Source organism: Sulfitobacter sp. SH24, from assembly GCF_965641895.1.
Taxonomy (GTDB): Bacteria; Pseudomonadota; Alphaproteobacteria; order Rhodobacterales; family Rhodobacteraceae; genus Sulfitobacter; species Sulfitobacter dubius.
The window spans coordinates 1,928,772-1,942,842 of the sequence record NZ_OZ282575.1; the positions used below are offsets into that span (position 1 = coordinate 1,928,772).

Here is a 14,071-nt window from a genome sequence, read left to right on the forward strand (position 1 = left end):
GGGGATTTTCTAATCTTAAGCTTCTGTAAAGAAGTTATTGAGTAGTAGTTGTGGTAGTAGAGGACGAAGAGCCCGCTGCAATCGCCACAAGAACCAGAGCCGCGCCTGCCGCTGCTGCGCCGCCACCAAGGCCAGCACCAGCTGCGAAGAGGCCAGCATCATCAGCGCGTACGCAAACGCGGGCTGTGTCGCCATCAACTGTAACCGGATCCGGCTTGCAATTGTAGATCACGCCATTCGCGCCTTGAACCTGAAGCGAATAAACGGAGTCGTCAGACGCCCCAAGAACCGCTGCCTGTGTTGTTGTTTGGGCAAATGCAGCACCCGTAAGGGCGATTGTCGCCGCAACCGTTGCAAGAATTTTCATTGTCTCGGTACTCCTATATCTCGTCAAAAATCAAAACTCACCGGACCATCGCATATTATCATGCTCAGCGCAAAGACGAATTGTTAAAGCTCAGTTAAGAATTCACGTGGTGCCTGTTGTCTGAGCAACACCGCCAAATGGCCTATTGTTCCCAGTTTTTTATATTTAAATCCCATATAGATCTTTGAATTTGTTTTCTAGGTAGTTCAGCAATGGCTCCTCGGTCGGCGGCTTTCCGCAAGCGCGTGTTATGACCTCTCGTGGTTCAAAAAGCCCACCGTGTTGTTGGACGTTTTCACGCAGCCAACCTGTTGCAGCACTTGTATCGCCCCGCCCAAGAGATTCGTCCAAATCAGGCACCGCCGCGCGCATCGCATCATTGAGGCAGCCAGCATAGACATTCCCAAGGCTGTAGGTCGGAAAATACCCCAGCAGACCAACCGACCAGTGTACGTCCTGCAAGACACCGTTCGAGGGGCGGTCAACCGGATACCCGAAATCAGCCTCAAACCGATCATTCCATGCGGTCTCTAGCTCATTAACCTGCAAGTCCCCTGACATCAGTGCACGTTCCAAATCAAAGCGCAGCAGGACGTGGAGGTTATATTGCAGTTCGTCAGCCTCAGTACGGATAAAGCCGTCCGACACACGATTGACGATTTTGTAGAATGTCTCGGCATCCGGCACACCGAAGTCACCATAAGCAGCCGTCATTTCACCGAACAACCAGCCGGTGAAGGGGCGGCTGCGGCCAATCTGATTTTCATAGATACGGCTCTGGCTTTCATGCACACCCATCGACACGCCGCGCCCCAACGGAGTCAGCAGATAAGCGTTGTCGATCCCTTGCTCATAGGCAGCGTGGCCGACTTCATGCACCGTGGAATAGAAGCAATTGAAAGGATCAAGCGCGTTGGTGCGCGTGGTAATTCTAACATCCAAGCCCGAGCCGGATGAGAAAGGATGCACTGCCTTATCGATCCGTCCGGTGGAGAGGTCATACCCAAAATGCCGGGCAAGTTTAGCTGTCAGTTCCATCTGAGAGGCTTCATCGAACACGCCTTCCAAAACTGGCGGTGCTTCGGCATCGCGCACGGCAGCGCGTAGTTCTGTTAGCTTAGGGCGCAGCGCCCCGAACATTGCCTCTAGGTCTGCCGCTGTAGTGCCGGGCTCATAGTCCTCCAGCATCGCATCGTAGATATCAATATCGCGCCCCTCGGCCAAGGCAGCCCCCTCTTCACGTTTGAGAGCAATCACCTCTTTCAAGGTCGGGGCAAAGGCGGCGAAATCATCGGCGGCGCGGGCCTCGGCCCACGTACCCTGCGCGGCGGAGGTGACACGGGCGATCTGTGCCGCCAGATCGGCGGGAACACGGGTGGCACGGTCAAAATCGCGTTTGATGTGGCGCAGGTTGGCCTGCCCCACCGCGTCCAGACCCGCCGTTTCGATACGGCCCAGCCAATCGGCGATACGCGGATCGATGCGGCGGGCGTGCAGCACGCTTTCCATCGCGGCCATTTCTTCGCCCCGTTGCGGCGCGGCGCCGCGGGGCATGACCGTTTCTTGGTCCCAGCCGAGCCGCCCCGCGACCTGTGCCAGCGCTTCGGTCTCGCGCTGAAAGGCCATCAAATCGTCGTATGCAGTCATGTCTCAGCCTCTCAGCGATGTGGCGACGGGATAGGCCGCAAGAAAACGCGCCCGCAGGATCAACACCCAGAGCAGAACGGCCAACGCCTGGTGCGCCAGCGCCAGATGCACCGGGGCGGCATAGAGCACCGTGGTGATGCCCAGAACCACCTGAAAGGCCAGCGCCGCCATCACCGCATTAAACGCAAAGCGCGTCCGCGCATGGGCCGAGCGGCGGCCGCGCAGCCAGACGACTACGCCGAAAGCAAACAGCAGATAGCCCGCCACCCGGTGCATGAATTGCACCAGCCCGGGATTTTCAAAGAAGTTGCGCCATGTGGGCGTGATGCTAAACGCGTCGGGTGGGAAGAACTGCCCCTGCATCAGCGGCCAGTCGACGAAGTAGCGGCCTGCGTCAATCCCAGCGACCAGCGCGCCCAGCAGGATCTGCAACGCTGCGAAATGCAACAAGCCGGTGGCCATGCCGAACTGCTTGGCCTCCTTGGCGCGGCGGGCCTGAATCAGGTCGCGTTCGCTGCGGCCCAGCAAGAGCACATACCATGTGATAAAACCGAGGATGACAAAGGCGAGGCCGAGATGGGTCGCCAAACGGTAAGAGGCCACATCCGTCACCCCCTGCCCGCTGGTCACGCCTGAGGCGACCATCCACCAGCCAATCGCGCCCTGCGCGCCGCCAAGTGCGCCGATAAAGAGCAGACGTTTGTTCCAGCCCACTGGAATTTGACGTCGAACGAGAAAGTAAAGAAAGCCCAAAGCCCAGACGAGGCCAATCACTCGACCAAGTTGCCGGTGGCCCCATTCCCACCAGTAGATGCTTTTAAAATCAGAAAGTTCCATCCAAGCGTTCTGGACCTGAAACTCGTCGATCTGCTTGTATTTGTCGAATTCCGCCTGCCAATCGGCCTCACTCATTGGCGGCAAGGCCCCGGTAACGGGACGCCATTCCGTGATGCTAAGCCCGCTGTCAGTCAGACGTGTCAGTCCGCCGACGGCGATCATAACAAAGACCAGCGCAAAGAGGATCATCAGCCAAATACGGATCGCGCCACGCGCGCCGCCACGGCCCTTGTCGATGCCCCCGGTTTGCACCGGGGCACGGCTGGGTTGGTCGGTCCCGACCTCTTCGAAAAGTTTGCGTTTTTCCGCCATGGCGCGCCTCATTTTCCGTTTGGATAGAGTGGTATGCCATGGGCGGGGAAAGGTCTAGCGGGGTGAGTTATGTTGCCGCATGTGCCGAGGGCCAACGGCTTGATTCCGGGCGGTGGCTTCCCTCAGCCCTTCTCTTTCCAACGGACCATTTGCCGCAGGATCCCATGCAGCATCTGCACATCCGCCCGTGTCATCGGCATCCGCGACCACATGTTGCGCAGGTTCAGCTTCATAGAGGTCGTTTTATGTTCGGGATAGAAGAACCCCGCCTCTTCCAACCGTTCCTCGTAATGCCGCGCCAGATGGTCGACCTCGGCCCCCTTTGCCCAATCGGTGCCGGCCATCTCGGTCACCTCATGGGTCACATCACCCTGCGCCCGCATCCATTCGTAGGACATCAAGAGCACGCATTGCGCGAGGTTGAGCGAGGCGAACTTGGGGTTCACCGGAACCGAGACAATCGCATTGGCCTGCGCGATATCTTCGTTCTCCAGCCCTGCCCGTTCAGGTCCGAAAAGCACCGCAACCCGTTGTCCTGCCGATATTTTCTCAGCCGCCAGCTTCATCGCAGCTTCGGGGCTATAGACCGGTTTGGTCAGGTCGCGGCCCCGCGCCGTGGTGGCAAAGGTGAAATCGCAATCGGCCAGAGCGCTCGGCAGATCGGCGCAATGCTGCGCCTCATCCAACAACCGCCCCGCGCCCGAGGCCATGGCCACGGCAGACTGACTCGGCCAGCCGTCACGCGGCGCGACGACCCGCATATGATCAAGGCCAAAGTTCCACATCGCACGCGCCGCCGCGCCAATGTTCTCGCCCATTTGCGGACGCACAAGCACAATCGCCGGGATTGGCGCGGGAAGGACGGGGGAAGATGATGTCTGGGTCATAGGCGCCTCATAGCTTCTGCGCGTTCGCACCGCAAGAAAGCCCGCGCAGCACACGCATATCCGTTTTCTTTTGCAACGCCTTGCGCTACTCAGACCCCCAGACCCGAGCAAGGACAGTGACCATGGACGCGCCAGAACAACCGCAGATTTACCTTATCACCCCACCCGAAGTTGAGCTGAGCCAATTCCCCGCGCAACTGGCCGCCGTGCTGGACGCGCATCCGATTGCCTGTGTGCGGATGGCTCTGTCGACACGCGACGAAGACCGCCTGTCTCGCGCCGGTGACGCGCTGCGCGAGGTTACCCATGCGCGCGATGTGGCCTTGGTGATCTCGGATCACCTGTTGATGGTCGAACGCCTTGGCCTAGACGGCGTACATCTGAGCGACGCGGCCCGCACCGTGCGCCATGCCCGCAAGGAATTGGGTGAGGACGCGATTGTCGGCAGCTATTGCGGCACCTCGCGGCACGAAGGCATGGCAGCAGGCGAAGCGGGGGCGGATTATGTCAGCTTTGGCCCCACGCAGGCCAGCGCGCTTGGCGATGGCAGCTTTGCCGAAGCCGATCTGTTCCAGTGGTGGTCCGAGGTGATCGAAGTGCCCGTCGTCGCCGAAGGTGCGCTCGACATCGACATGATCCGCAAACTGGCCCCACGCACAGATTTCTTCGGCATCGGAGCCGAGATTTGGGACAAGGACGATCCGGTGGCCGAACTTGCCACCCTGATCGCCGCCATGCTGGGCTGATCGGCCCTTTGGGCAGCCCGGTTAAGGGCTGCCCACTCGCTTACAGAAACACCCGCTCAATGAACCAATAGGCCCCAACCGCCGCGATCACGCAGGAGGCGGGCACCGCGATGGCGCGGCGATACCAATCTCGCGTCATCGCCCAGCCAACCAGCACAAATGCAATCGCGATCACCGCAAGCTGGCCCAGTTCCACCCCGATATTAAAGCCGATCAGCGCGGGCACAAACTGCCCCGCAGGCAGCCCAAAGTCGCCCAGCACCGAGGCAAACCCAAGCCCGTGCAAGAGGCCAAAGCCAAAGATCACCAACGGTCGCCAGCGGTTCAAACCAGAGTGGAAGATATTCTCGACCGCGACATAGGTAATGGACGCGGCGATCAGCGGCTCGACAATCGCACCGGGCACGTTAACCCAGCCCATCGCACCAAGCGCCAATGTCACCGTATGCGCCAAGGTAAAGGCCGAAACTTGCCAGATCAGCGGCCGCAGCCGGGTCGACAGGAAGAAAAGCCCCAAAACAAAGAGGATATGATCCAACCCCTTGGGCAGAATGTGGTCGAACCCAACCGGGATATAGCTGACAAACGCCTGCAACCCACTTTGCGCATCACCGCCCGCAAGGTCGATCTCGGGGCTAACCTCACCACCAGACAGATAGCCGGTGTAAGGCACCTCGACGCCCTGTTGCCGCAGTACCAACGCGCCTGCGCCTTCGGGCCAAGTGACTTGGATACGCTCTGCACCGCCGGGCACGGGCGCCTGTAATCGCCACAGGCTGTCGCGCGGCAGTTCAGGATCAACCCCATCAGGCACGTCGACCGCCACGCTCTCAAGCGCGATCGCCTCACCGTCCACGCTGAGCAGCGGCAGGCTGTTCCAAGTTGGCAAAAGATCTGGCGCAAGGGCCGCGATATCCGCCGCAGGCTGGCTGCGCAGGGCGTCATAATCCCCGGCGTTTTCAGCATTATCTGTGTCCTCGACACTGTCCAGATCGATCTCTGCCAGCAGTGCCTCTAGGTTAATCTGAAACTCCAGCACGGCGCGGCCCTCGGCGACCGTCAAATCTGCAATCGTGGGTTTGACCTCATGGGCCTGCACCGCAGCACCCGCTGAGAAAAGGATCGCGCTTGACAAAACCCATAGCAACGCCAGCTTGGATCTTAGCCAAATGAAAGTTCTCTGCATGAAAATGTCCCTGTCGTCTGTCATTATTTTCAGTATCTTATCGGCAACGCCGATCTTTGCACATGAATACTGGCTGTCGCCGCTGAACTATCAAGTGGAAAGCGGCGAAAACATCGCGGCGCATTTTCGCAACGGCGAAGAGTTTGTTGGCTCAACCTTTCCTTATCTGCCCAACCGCCTCACACGCTTTGAGCTTTTGGTAGAGGGGCAGCACTATGACCTCTCCCCCCGTGCAGGTGACAACCCGGCCTTGCAGCTTCCCGCGCCGGATCGCGATGCGCTGGTGGTCGCGGTGGCCGAAACCACCCCCTCCAGAGTGACCTACACCGAATGGGAGAAGTTCCTTTCCTTTGCCGAGCATAAGGATTTCCCCCAAGCCGAAGCAGATCACATCGCCAACGGCTGGTCGCAGGACAAAATCATCGAGAGTTACACGCGCCACGTCAAAACCCTGATCGCCACAGGGTCGGGCAACGGACAAGACGCCGCTACCGGCATGGCCACCGAATTTGTTGCCCTGACGAATCCCTATGAGGTTGATTTTGACAATCAGATGAAAGTCGCGCTGCTCTATCAAGATGCGCCGCGCGCCAATGCCCAGATCGAAGTTTTTGACCGCGCCCCGGATGACAGTGTCACCATTTCAAGGCACCGTACCGATGAAGACGGCAAAGCAGTGATTCCGGTAACGCCAGGCCATGAGTATCTCTTTGATGCAGTGGTTCTGCGCCCGGCAGAGAATGCCAAAACAGGCGAAGGCTATGACCTCGACCAACCCGCTTGGGAAACACTCTGGGCCGCGCTGACATTTGCGGTGCCACAATAAGGCCGCTTGCGCGCGGTAACGCTTGGCGGCTAGAAGCGCCGCATGACCAGAACACCTGATATCCTGTGCATTGGCTCCGTCCTTTGGGACGTGATCGGCCGCTCTGAAAACGCCATGCGCCAAGGCTCTGACATGCCGGGGCGCATCACGCGTTTGCCGGGCGGCGTGGCGCTGAACATCGGCATGGCATTGGCGCGCTTTGGGCTGACGCCCGCGCTGTTGTCCGCCGTTGGTCGCGACGCGGAGGGGGATGAATTAATCGCCGCCTGTACGTTGCGCGGTCTGATCACCGATCACGTTTACCGCTCCGACGATCTGCCGACGGACCGCTATATGGCCGTCGAAGGCTCGAACGGGTTGATTGCCGCGATTGCCGATGCCCATTCGCTGGAGGCTGCGGGGGATAAAATTCTGCGCCCGCTGGAGGATGGCAGCCTGCCTGCGCCCTATAAAGGCGCCGTGGCGCTAGATGGCAATCTCACTGTCGAATTGCTCGCTAGCATGGCGCAGAGCCCGCTACTGGCTGAGGCCGATCTGCGCGTCGCCCCCGCCTCGCCCGGCAAAGCGCTGCGGCTGACGCCCTTCCTGAAGGCCGGGCGCGGCACGCTTTACGTGAACCTCGAAGAGGCCGGGCTGCTGTGTCAGGCCAGCTTTGACGATTCCCCCACCGCCGCCCGCGCCCTGCTGGCCCGTGGCGCGCGCCGTGCTGTAGTGACAGATGGCGGCAACCCCGCCACCGTGGGGCAAGGGAATGATATCATCACCCTCACCCCGCCCTCGGTCCATGTGGCCCGTGTCACGGGCGCAGGCGACACATTCATGGCCGCCCATGTGGCTGCCGAACTTGGCGGGGCCGTCGCGCAACCCGCCCTCAAGGCCGCACTCGACGCTGCTGCCCTTTACGTTTCCGGAGAGACCAAGATATGACAACCGCCCCTTCCGCCCTGCCCCTCACCTTCAGCGCCGAAGTGGCCAAGGCCCGCGAAAGCGGTGCCGCGATCGTGGCGCTGGAAAGCACCATCATCACCCATGGCATGCCCTATCCGCAAAACCTCGAAGTGGCGCGGCAGGTTGAGCAGGACATCCGCGATGCCGGGGCCGTGCCCGCCACCATCGCCGTGATCCGTGGCGCGTTGCACATCGGTTTGGACGACGACCAGCTTAGCGATCTGGCGCAGGCCAAAGATGTGGCGAAACTTTCGCGCGCCGATATGGCCGTCTGCATCGCGTCGGGCGGCACAGGGGCCACCACCGTCGCCGCCACCATGATCGCCGCTAATCTTGCAGGCATCGAAGTCTTCGCCACCGGCGGCATCGGCGGCGTACACAAAGGCGCGGAGGAAAGCTTTGACATCTCCGCCGACCTGATGGAACTGGCACAGACCCCCGTCACCGTCATTGCCGCTGGCGCCAAGGCGATCCTCGACGTGCCGAAAACGCTGGAAGTGTTGGAAACCCAAGGCGTGCCGGTCATCACCGTGGGCCAAGACAGCTTTCCCGCCTTCTGGAGCGCGGGATCCGAATTGCAGTCGCCGCTGCGTCTCGATGACGCGGGCGCGATTGCCAAAGCCCACCGCACCCGCGCTGCCATGGGTCTCCCCGGCGGTCAACTCGTGGCCAATCCGATCCCGGCGGATGAAGAAATCCCCGCCGCCGAACTGGCCCCGATCATCGCCCAAGCACAATCTGAGGCTGACGCCCAAGGCGTGCACGGCAAGGGCGTGACCCCGTTCCTGCTCCAGCGCATCTTTGAACTGACCGAGGGCCGTTCGCTCACCGCCAATATCGCATTGGTGCGCAACAATGCCCGGCTAGGGGCCAAGATCGCCGCAAACCTCGTCAACCTGCCGCGTTAAAGGCGAAAAACACCGTCGAGCCATTGCCGGGCCGGGGCAGACGCCTTAGCTATGTTGCGATTAACTCTTCGGAAAACGGCGCAGATGAACACACCTTTCGATCCCGACCCGACGCAGGTCCGGCGCAGCCTTGTTGCAAGGCTGCGGGCGTCCTTCTTGACCGGGTTGGTTGTGATTGCGCCTGTCGGACTAACCATTTGGCTGATCTGGAGTGTGATCGGCTGGATCGACGGTTTTGTGCTGCCGCTGGTGCCCAAAGCCTATCACCCTGACCGCCTGCTCCAAGATTTCCTCGGCCTTGACCCATCGTTGCAGTTTAACGTGCGCGGCCTTGGCGTGGTGATCTTCTTGATCTTTACGATCATGGTTGGTTGGGCCGCGAAGGGTCTTATTGGCCGCTCGATGATCCGCTTTGCCGAAAGTCTTGTGGAGCGTACCCCCGTGGTGCGCACGATCTATTCCGGCATCAAGCAGATTTCCGAGACGATCTTTGCCCAATCCGAGCGGAGTTTCGAGACCGCCTGCCTGATCGAATACCCCCGGCGCGGGATCTGGGCGCTCGGGTTTATCTCCACCGAGGCGAAAGGCGAAGTGCTCAAACGCACCGGTGCCAATGGAGAAATGCTTTCTGTCTTTCTGCCGACCACCCCCAACCCCACCTCGGGGTTCTTGTTGTTCGTCCCCCGTACCGATGTCATCGAACTCGACATGAGCGTCGAGGACGCGGCGAAACTGGTGATCTCTGCCGGGCTGGTCTATCCACCACGCCCCGGTACTGATCTGCCCGGGGCGCTGGCCCTGTCGGACCCCGAAGACTCAGCCGAACATCGCGGGTAGATCGACGCTGCTGCGCTGGTTCAGGTCGTCAAAGTGATCCGCTAGGAATTGATCCGCCGCCGCGACACCCGCTTCATGCAGCGCTCGTATCACCGCCGGATTGGGCAACATCTTGGTTGCCACAGACAGCTGCGCCATGAGCGCGTCATCGGCGATCATATGCATGTGGACCCGCTTCATCCGCCCCTCTGGCAGGGTGCCATCCGCAATCAGGCGCTGCACGAAATCAATCGCGCGCATCTCCCGCAAGAGGCTGGAGTTAAAGCTGATCTCATTGATCCGGTTCTGGATCTGCTGGGGCGTCGTCGGCAGATCTTCACGCTCTAGCGGGTTGATGTTCACCACCACGATGTCCTCCGGCAAGTCGTCGCGAAACAGCGGAAACAGCGCCGGATTGCCGGTATAGCCACCGTCCCAAAAGGCTTCGCGCTGGCCGGTTTGGGCGTCGTCAATCTCAACCGCCTTAAAAATCGTCGGCAGACAGGCCGAGGCCAGCAAAGCATCGGGGCCGATCTCGTCCCCCTCAAACACCCTGATCTTGCCGTTGCGCACCCGCGTGGCGCAGACAAAGAAGAACGGCGGTTTCTGCGCCCCCACTTTGCCATAGTCGAACCGCACCACGACATCTTCGAGTGGATTGCGATAGAACGGCCCATAGGCATAGGGCGACACGACCCGCGTCAGCGAGTCTGAGATCGCCATGGGCAGGGAATATTCCATCGCCTGACTGAGCTTATCCAACCCAAAGGGCGCGAGCCAATGCGATAGCCGCAGGTCAGAAATGCCCGACACCTGCCCCCAGAGCCAATCAAGGTTCTCTCGCGCCCCCTCGCGCCCGCCTGAGATCATGCCCGATTTCAGCGCCGCACCATTCAGCGCCCCGGCTGAGGTGCCGGAGATGCCGCAGATTTCCAGATCGTCCTGCTGCAACAGCCGATCCAACACCCCCCAAGTGAAAGCGCCGTGCGCGCCGCCCCCTTGGAGGGCGAGGTTAATGCGTTTTTTGACCGCCACGGCGCTTACAACGCTGTCCAGCCGCCATCAACGCTGATGGTCGTGCCGGTGATCTGGGCCGCCGCGTCAGAGCACAGGAACGTCGCGGTGCCGCCCATCTGCTCGACAGTGGCAAATTCACGCGAAGGCTGGCGCGTGAGCATGACCTGTTCGATTACCTCTTCGCGGCTCATGTCGTATTCTTTCATCGTGTCGGGGATCTGCTTTTCGACGATGGGGGTCAGCACATAGCCCGGGCAAATCGCGTTGCAGGTGATTGGCTCCTTCGCCGTTTCCAGTGCGGTCGTCTTGCTGAGGCCCACAATCCCATGTTTCGCGGCGATATAGGCGGATTTATAGGGCGAAGCCGTCAGGCCATGCGCCGAGGCGATGTTGATCACCCGCCCCCAGCCCGCTTTGCGCATCATCGGCAGCGCTTCGGCAGTGGTGTGGAAGGCCGACGACAGGTTAATCGCGATGATCGCATCCCATTTCTCAGTCGGAAACTCAGGGATCGGAGCCACATGCTGGATGCCTGCGTTGTTCACCAGAATGTCACAAGACCCGGCTTCGGCGATCAAACGCCGACACTCCGCTCCCTTTGACATATCGGCCTTGATGTACCGGGCGGTTACGTTGCATTCGTCGGCCATCTTCTGCGCCAACGCATGATCCGCCTCGTCATCGGTAAAAGAGTTCAACACGATATCGGCCCCGGCCCGCGCCAGTTCCCAGGCGATGCCCAGTCCGATTCCAGAATTCGATCCGGTGATCACCGCAGTCTTGCCGGACAGGTCGATTGTGAAAGCCATGGCGCTTCTCCTTGTTCATGCTGCGACTGCATCATGTACTGCGAAGCGGGCAAAGGGAAAGGGTTTGCGCGCGAAACCGCCAAGGGAGGAAACTGGCGAGCGATAGGCCAAAAAAAAACGCCCGCACGAGGCGGGCGTAAGTTATTGAGGCAGGTTTCATACAGGCAAGAAACCTATCGAGCAGTGACCTCTGTATACGCCTTCTATGGTCACAATCCAAGCTAAAAGTTTGATAAGGCGGGAATCCGCGGGTATGGATTAACTCCAACAAAATAAGGGCAGATCGTGATTGTTTCAAAAATGAGCTGGGATTTTTTCTCGACAGGACGGGGCGTTGCGGCGCTTTCTTCACTGATTCTGCTCTCTGGCACGGCCTGGGCTGCCCCTCAGCATGGAATCGCCATGTACGGTGAGCCTGAACTGTCTGCCGATTTCACCGCTCTTCCTTACGTAAATCCCGAGGCTCCAAAGGGCGGAGAGATCGTTCTGGGCAATACCGGGGGATTCGACAGCCTTAACCCCTTCGTCCGTAAAGGCACCGCGCCTTGGCAGTTGCCGCATTTCACCCATGAGACCTTGATGGGCCGCTCATGGGACGAACCTTTCGCGCTTTATGGCTTGCTGGCTGAAAGCATTGAGGTGCCAGACGACCGTTCATGGGTAGAGTTCACCCTGCGTGAGGAAGCACGGTTTTCCGATGGCAGCCCGGTCACCGTCGAAGATGTGATCTTCTCGTTCGACCTGCTGGGCACTGAGGGCCACCCCCGCTACCACGGGCTGCGCCAGCAGATCGAAAGCATCGAACAAACCGGCCCGCGCAGCCTGCGGATGACCTTTGACAGCGACAACCGTGAGCTTGCCCTGCTCGCCGGGATGCGCCCCATTCTCAGCAAAGCGCAATGGGAAAGTCAGGACTTCGCCAATGCCCCCTTGACCGAAATACCACTAGGAACTGGCCCTTACGTCATCAGCGACTATCAAGCGGGCCGCCATGTCACGCTGACGCGCAATCCTGACTACTGGGGGGTCGAGGTGCCTTTCCGCCGCGGCACGCATAATTACGATGAAGTCAAAATCGACTTCTACGGCGATGCCAATGTGTTGTTCGAGGCATTTAAGGCCGGCCAAATCTCAGCCGTGCGCGAATTCAATGCCGAGACTTGGGCCACGCAATATGACTTCCCGGCGATCAACCGGGGCGAGGTGGTGAAATCCAGTTTTCCGCATAGCAAACCCTCGGGCATGACCGGCTTTGTCATGAATTCCCGCCGCGCGCCCTTTGACGATTGGCGGGTGCGCGACGCGCTGATCTCCGCCTTCAACTTCGAGTATATCAACGAAACGCTGACCGGCGGCGCCCTGCCCCGGATCACCTCATATTTCTCCAACTCCGACCTTGCCATGCGCGATGGACCTGCGACAGGCCGCGTCTTCGATTTGCTGGCTGACTACGCCGACACCCTGCCGCCGGGCACGGTGGACGGCTATACGCTGCCCGTGGCCGACGGCTCTGCCCGCAACCGATCAGGCATTCGCGCGGCGATGCAGCAACTCAGCGCTGCGGGTTATGAAGCTGAGGGCGGCGTCATGCGCCGCGCGGATGGCACGCCGCTGACATTCACCATCCTTCTGTCCAAAGGCAGCCGTGAAAACCTAGCTATTGCTGAGCTTTACACGCAGGCGCTAAAGCGGCTTGGGATCACGGCGCAGATTGAAACGGTTGATGACGCGCAATTCGTGGCGCGGCAGAACGAATATGACTTCGACATGACCTTCTTCCGCCGCGCCCTATCGCTCAGCCCCGGCACGGAGCAGCGGTTTTATTGGGGGTCAGAGGCCGCCGATCTGCCCGGCACGCGCAACCTCATGGGCGTGCGCTCTCCCGCCGTCGATGCGATGATCGATCAGATGCTGCAAGCGCGTGAGACGGCGGATTTCGTCGCCGCCACCCGCGCGCTGGACCGTATCCTCACCGCTGGGCGCTATGTCATTCCCTTCTGGCAGTTCGACGAGGGGCTGATCGCCCATGACGCGCGCATGGCATACCCTGACACGATCCCGCTTTACGGCGACGGGCCGAACTTCATGCCCGAGGTTTGGTGGTGGCAACCGGCCGAAGGCTCAGACCAGTGAGGTTACCCAAAGGATCGTCGCATCCTCATCGCTGAGCGAGACGACATTGTGCCCCATGGTGGCGTCGTAATAGGCGCTATCGCCCCGGCGCATGTCGACAGGCTCGTAGAACTCGGTAAAAAGCCGCACCATGCCGGTCAGCACATAGAGGAATTCCTCGCCGTCATGGCGCACCCAGCCGTCGAACTCCTCCATCCGCCGCGCGCGGATGCGGGCGCGGTAGGGCAGCATCTGTTTCTTGCGCAGGGCGTCGGCCAGCAGAACATGCTCGTAGGTGCCTGTGGCCTTGGCCGCGCCCTCTTCGGCGCGGGTCACTGCCATGCGCCCGGTGATCTTCTCCCCCGCAGGCGGCGTAAACAGTTGCGGCACCGTAATCTCCAACCCCACGGCGAGCTTTTTCAGCGCGTCATAGGTGGGCGACATCAGCCCGTTCTCGATCTTGCTAAGCGTGGAGCGCGCCAATCCGGCCTGCCGGGCCGCCTGCTCCAACGTCCAATTGCGCGCCTTGCGCAACTCGCGCACCCGCGCGCCAAGGTCGACCGGCGGGGCGGTCTCGCTTGCGCCGCTTTCGCGGGCGATCTGGATCATGGAACGGTGCGGCGTCTCTGTCATGGACCTGCTATAGCCGCGCC

14 protein-coding genes are annotated in these 14,071 nt (G+C 60.4%); 6 read left to right on the plus strand and 8 right to left on the minus strand.

What is annotated here, in order from left to right; all coding sequences use genetic code 11:
* Positions 1-34: 34 nt before the first annotated feature.
* The 4 genes from ACSQ16_RS12090 to ACSQ16_RS12105 form a co-directional block, all read right to left on the minus strand.
* Positions 35-367, minus strand: a complete 333-nt coding sequence (locus ACSQ16_RS12090; RefSeq protein WP_139226259.1) for a hypothetical protein — start codon at positions 365-367, stop codon at positions 35-37.
* 165 nt (positions 368-532) lie between these two features.
* A complete protein-coding gene (locus ACSQ16_RS12095; protein WP_243263022.1) occupies positions 533-2,014 on the minus strand; it encodes a carboxypeptidase M32 in 1,482 nt (493 codons plus the stop codon).
* Between the two features lie 3 nt (positions 2,015-2,017).
* Positions 2,018-3,163 carry a heme A synthase gene (gene ctaA, locus ACSQ16_RS12100; RefSeq protein WP_093926336.1) on the minus strand — a complete coding sequence of 382 codons (1,146 nt, stop codon included), beginning with the start codon at positions 3,161-3,163 and terminating at the stop codon, positions 2,018-2,020.
* 122 nt (positions 3,164-3,285) lie between these two features.
* Positions 3,286-4,050: an RNA methyltransferase gene (locus tag ACSQ16_RS12105; protein WP_243263021.1), complete on the minus strand. Its 765-nt coding sequence runs from the start codon at positions 4,048-4,050 to the stop codon at positions 3,286-3,288.
* 122 nt (positions 4,051-4,172) lie between these two features.
* Here ACSQ16_RS12105 and ACSQ16_RS12110 point away from each other — a divergent pair, with 122 nt between their 5' ends.
* Positions 4,173-4,796 carry a thiamine phosphate synthase gene (locus ACSQ16_RS12110; protein WP_243263020.1) on the plus strand — a complete coding sequence of 208 codons (624 nt, stop codon included), beginning with the start codon at positions 4,173-4,175 and terminating at the stop codon, positions 4,794-4,796.
* Positions 4,797-4,836: 40 nt separating this feature from the next.
* On the opposite strand, the gene ACSQ16_RS12115 is transcribed toward ACSQ16_RS12110, so the two are convergent.
* Entirely contained in the window at positions 4,837-5,982 is a 1,146-nt protein-coding gene (locus ACSQ16_RS12115; protein ID WP_243263019.1) for a HupE/UreJ family protein, read from the minus strand.
* Here ACSQ16_RS12115 and ACSQ16_RS12120 point away from each other — a divergent pair.
* The 4 genes from ACSQ16_RS12120 (at position 5,981) to ACSQ16_RS12135 (ending at position 9,501) form a co-directional block, all read left to right on the plus strand.
* Positions 5,981-6,808, plus strand: coding sequence for a DUF4198 domain-containing protein (locus ACSQ16_RS12120; protein WP_243263018.1), 828 nt, complete (start codon positions 5,981-5,983; stop codon positions 6,806-6,808). The genes ACSQ16_RS12115 and ACSQ16_RS12120 overlap by 2 nt on opposite strands.
* 42 nt (positions 6,809-6,850) lie before the next feature.
* Positions 6,851-7,735, plus strand: a complete 885-nt coding sequence (locus tag ACSQ16_RS12125) for a PfkB family carbohydrate kinase (RefSeq protein WP_243263017.1) — start codon at positions 6,851-6,853, stop codon at positions 7,733-7,735.
* On the plus strand, positions 7,732-8,664 hold the full coding sequence (locus tag ACSQ16_RS12130; protein WP_243263016.1) for a pseudouridine-5'-phosphate glycosidase: 933 nt from the start codon (positions 7,732-7,734) through the stop codon (positions 8,662-8,664). Before ACSQ16_RS12125 ends, ACSQ16_RS12130 begins: the two co-directional genes overlap by 4 nt.
* Positions 8,665-8,748: 84 nt before the next feature.
* Entirely contained in the window at positions 8,749-9,501 is a 753-nt protein-coding gene (locus ACSQ16_RS12135) for a DUF502 domain-containing protein (protein WP_435988515.1), read from the plus strand.
* Here the strand turns inward: ACSQ16_RS12135 and ACSQ16_RS12140 are convergent.
* On the minus strand, positions 9,481-10,515 hold the full coding sequence (locus tag ACSQ16_RS12140) for a patatin-like phospholipase family protein (RefSeq protein ID WP_243263014.1): 1,035 nt from the start codon (positions 10,513-10,515) through the stop codon (positions 9,481-9,483). The genes ACSQ16_RS12135 and ACSQ16_RS12140 overlap by 21 nt on opposite strands.
* A 5-nt stretch (positions 10,516-10,520) precedes the next feature.
* On the minus strand, positions 10,521-11,306 hold the full coding sequence (locus ACSQ16_RS12145) for a 3-hydroxybutyrate dehydrogenase (RefSeq protein ID WP_276521398.1): 786 nt from the start codon (positions 11,304-11,306) through the stop codon (positions 10,521-10,523).
* Positions 11,307-11,708: 402 nt separating this feature from the next.
* On the opposite strand from ACSQ16_RS12145, the gene ACSQ16_RS12150 reads away from it, so the two are divergent.
* Complete coding sequence (locus ACSQ16_RS12150; protein WP_243263158.1) at positions 11,709-13,439, plus strand: extracellular solute-binding protein; 1,731 nt, start codon at positions 11,709-11,711, stop codon at positions 13,437-13,439.
* Here ACSQ16_RS12150 and ACSQ16_RS12155 read toward each other — a convergent pair.
* Positions 13,428-14,051 (minus strand): helix-turn-helix domain-containing protein, encoded by a 624-nt coding sequence (locus ACSQ16_RS12155; protein WP_093927201.1) that lies wholly within the window; start codon positions 14,049-14,051, stop codon positions 13,428-13,430. The two genes, ACSQ16_RS12150 and ACSQ16_RS12155, sit on opposite strands and share 12 nt — an antisense overlap.
* Between the last annotated feature and the right edge of the window lie 20 nt (positions 14,052-14,071).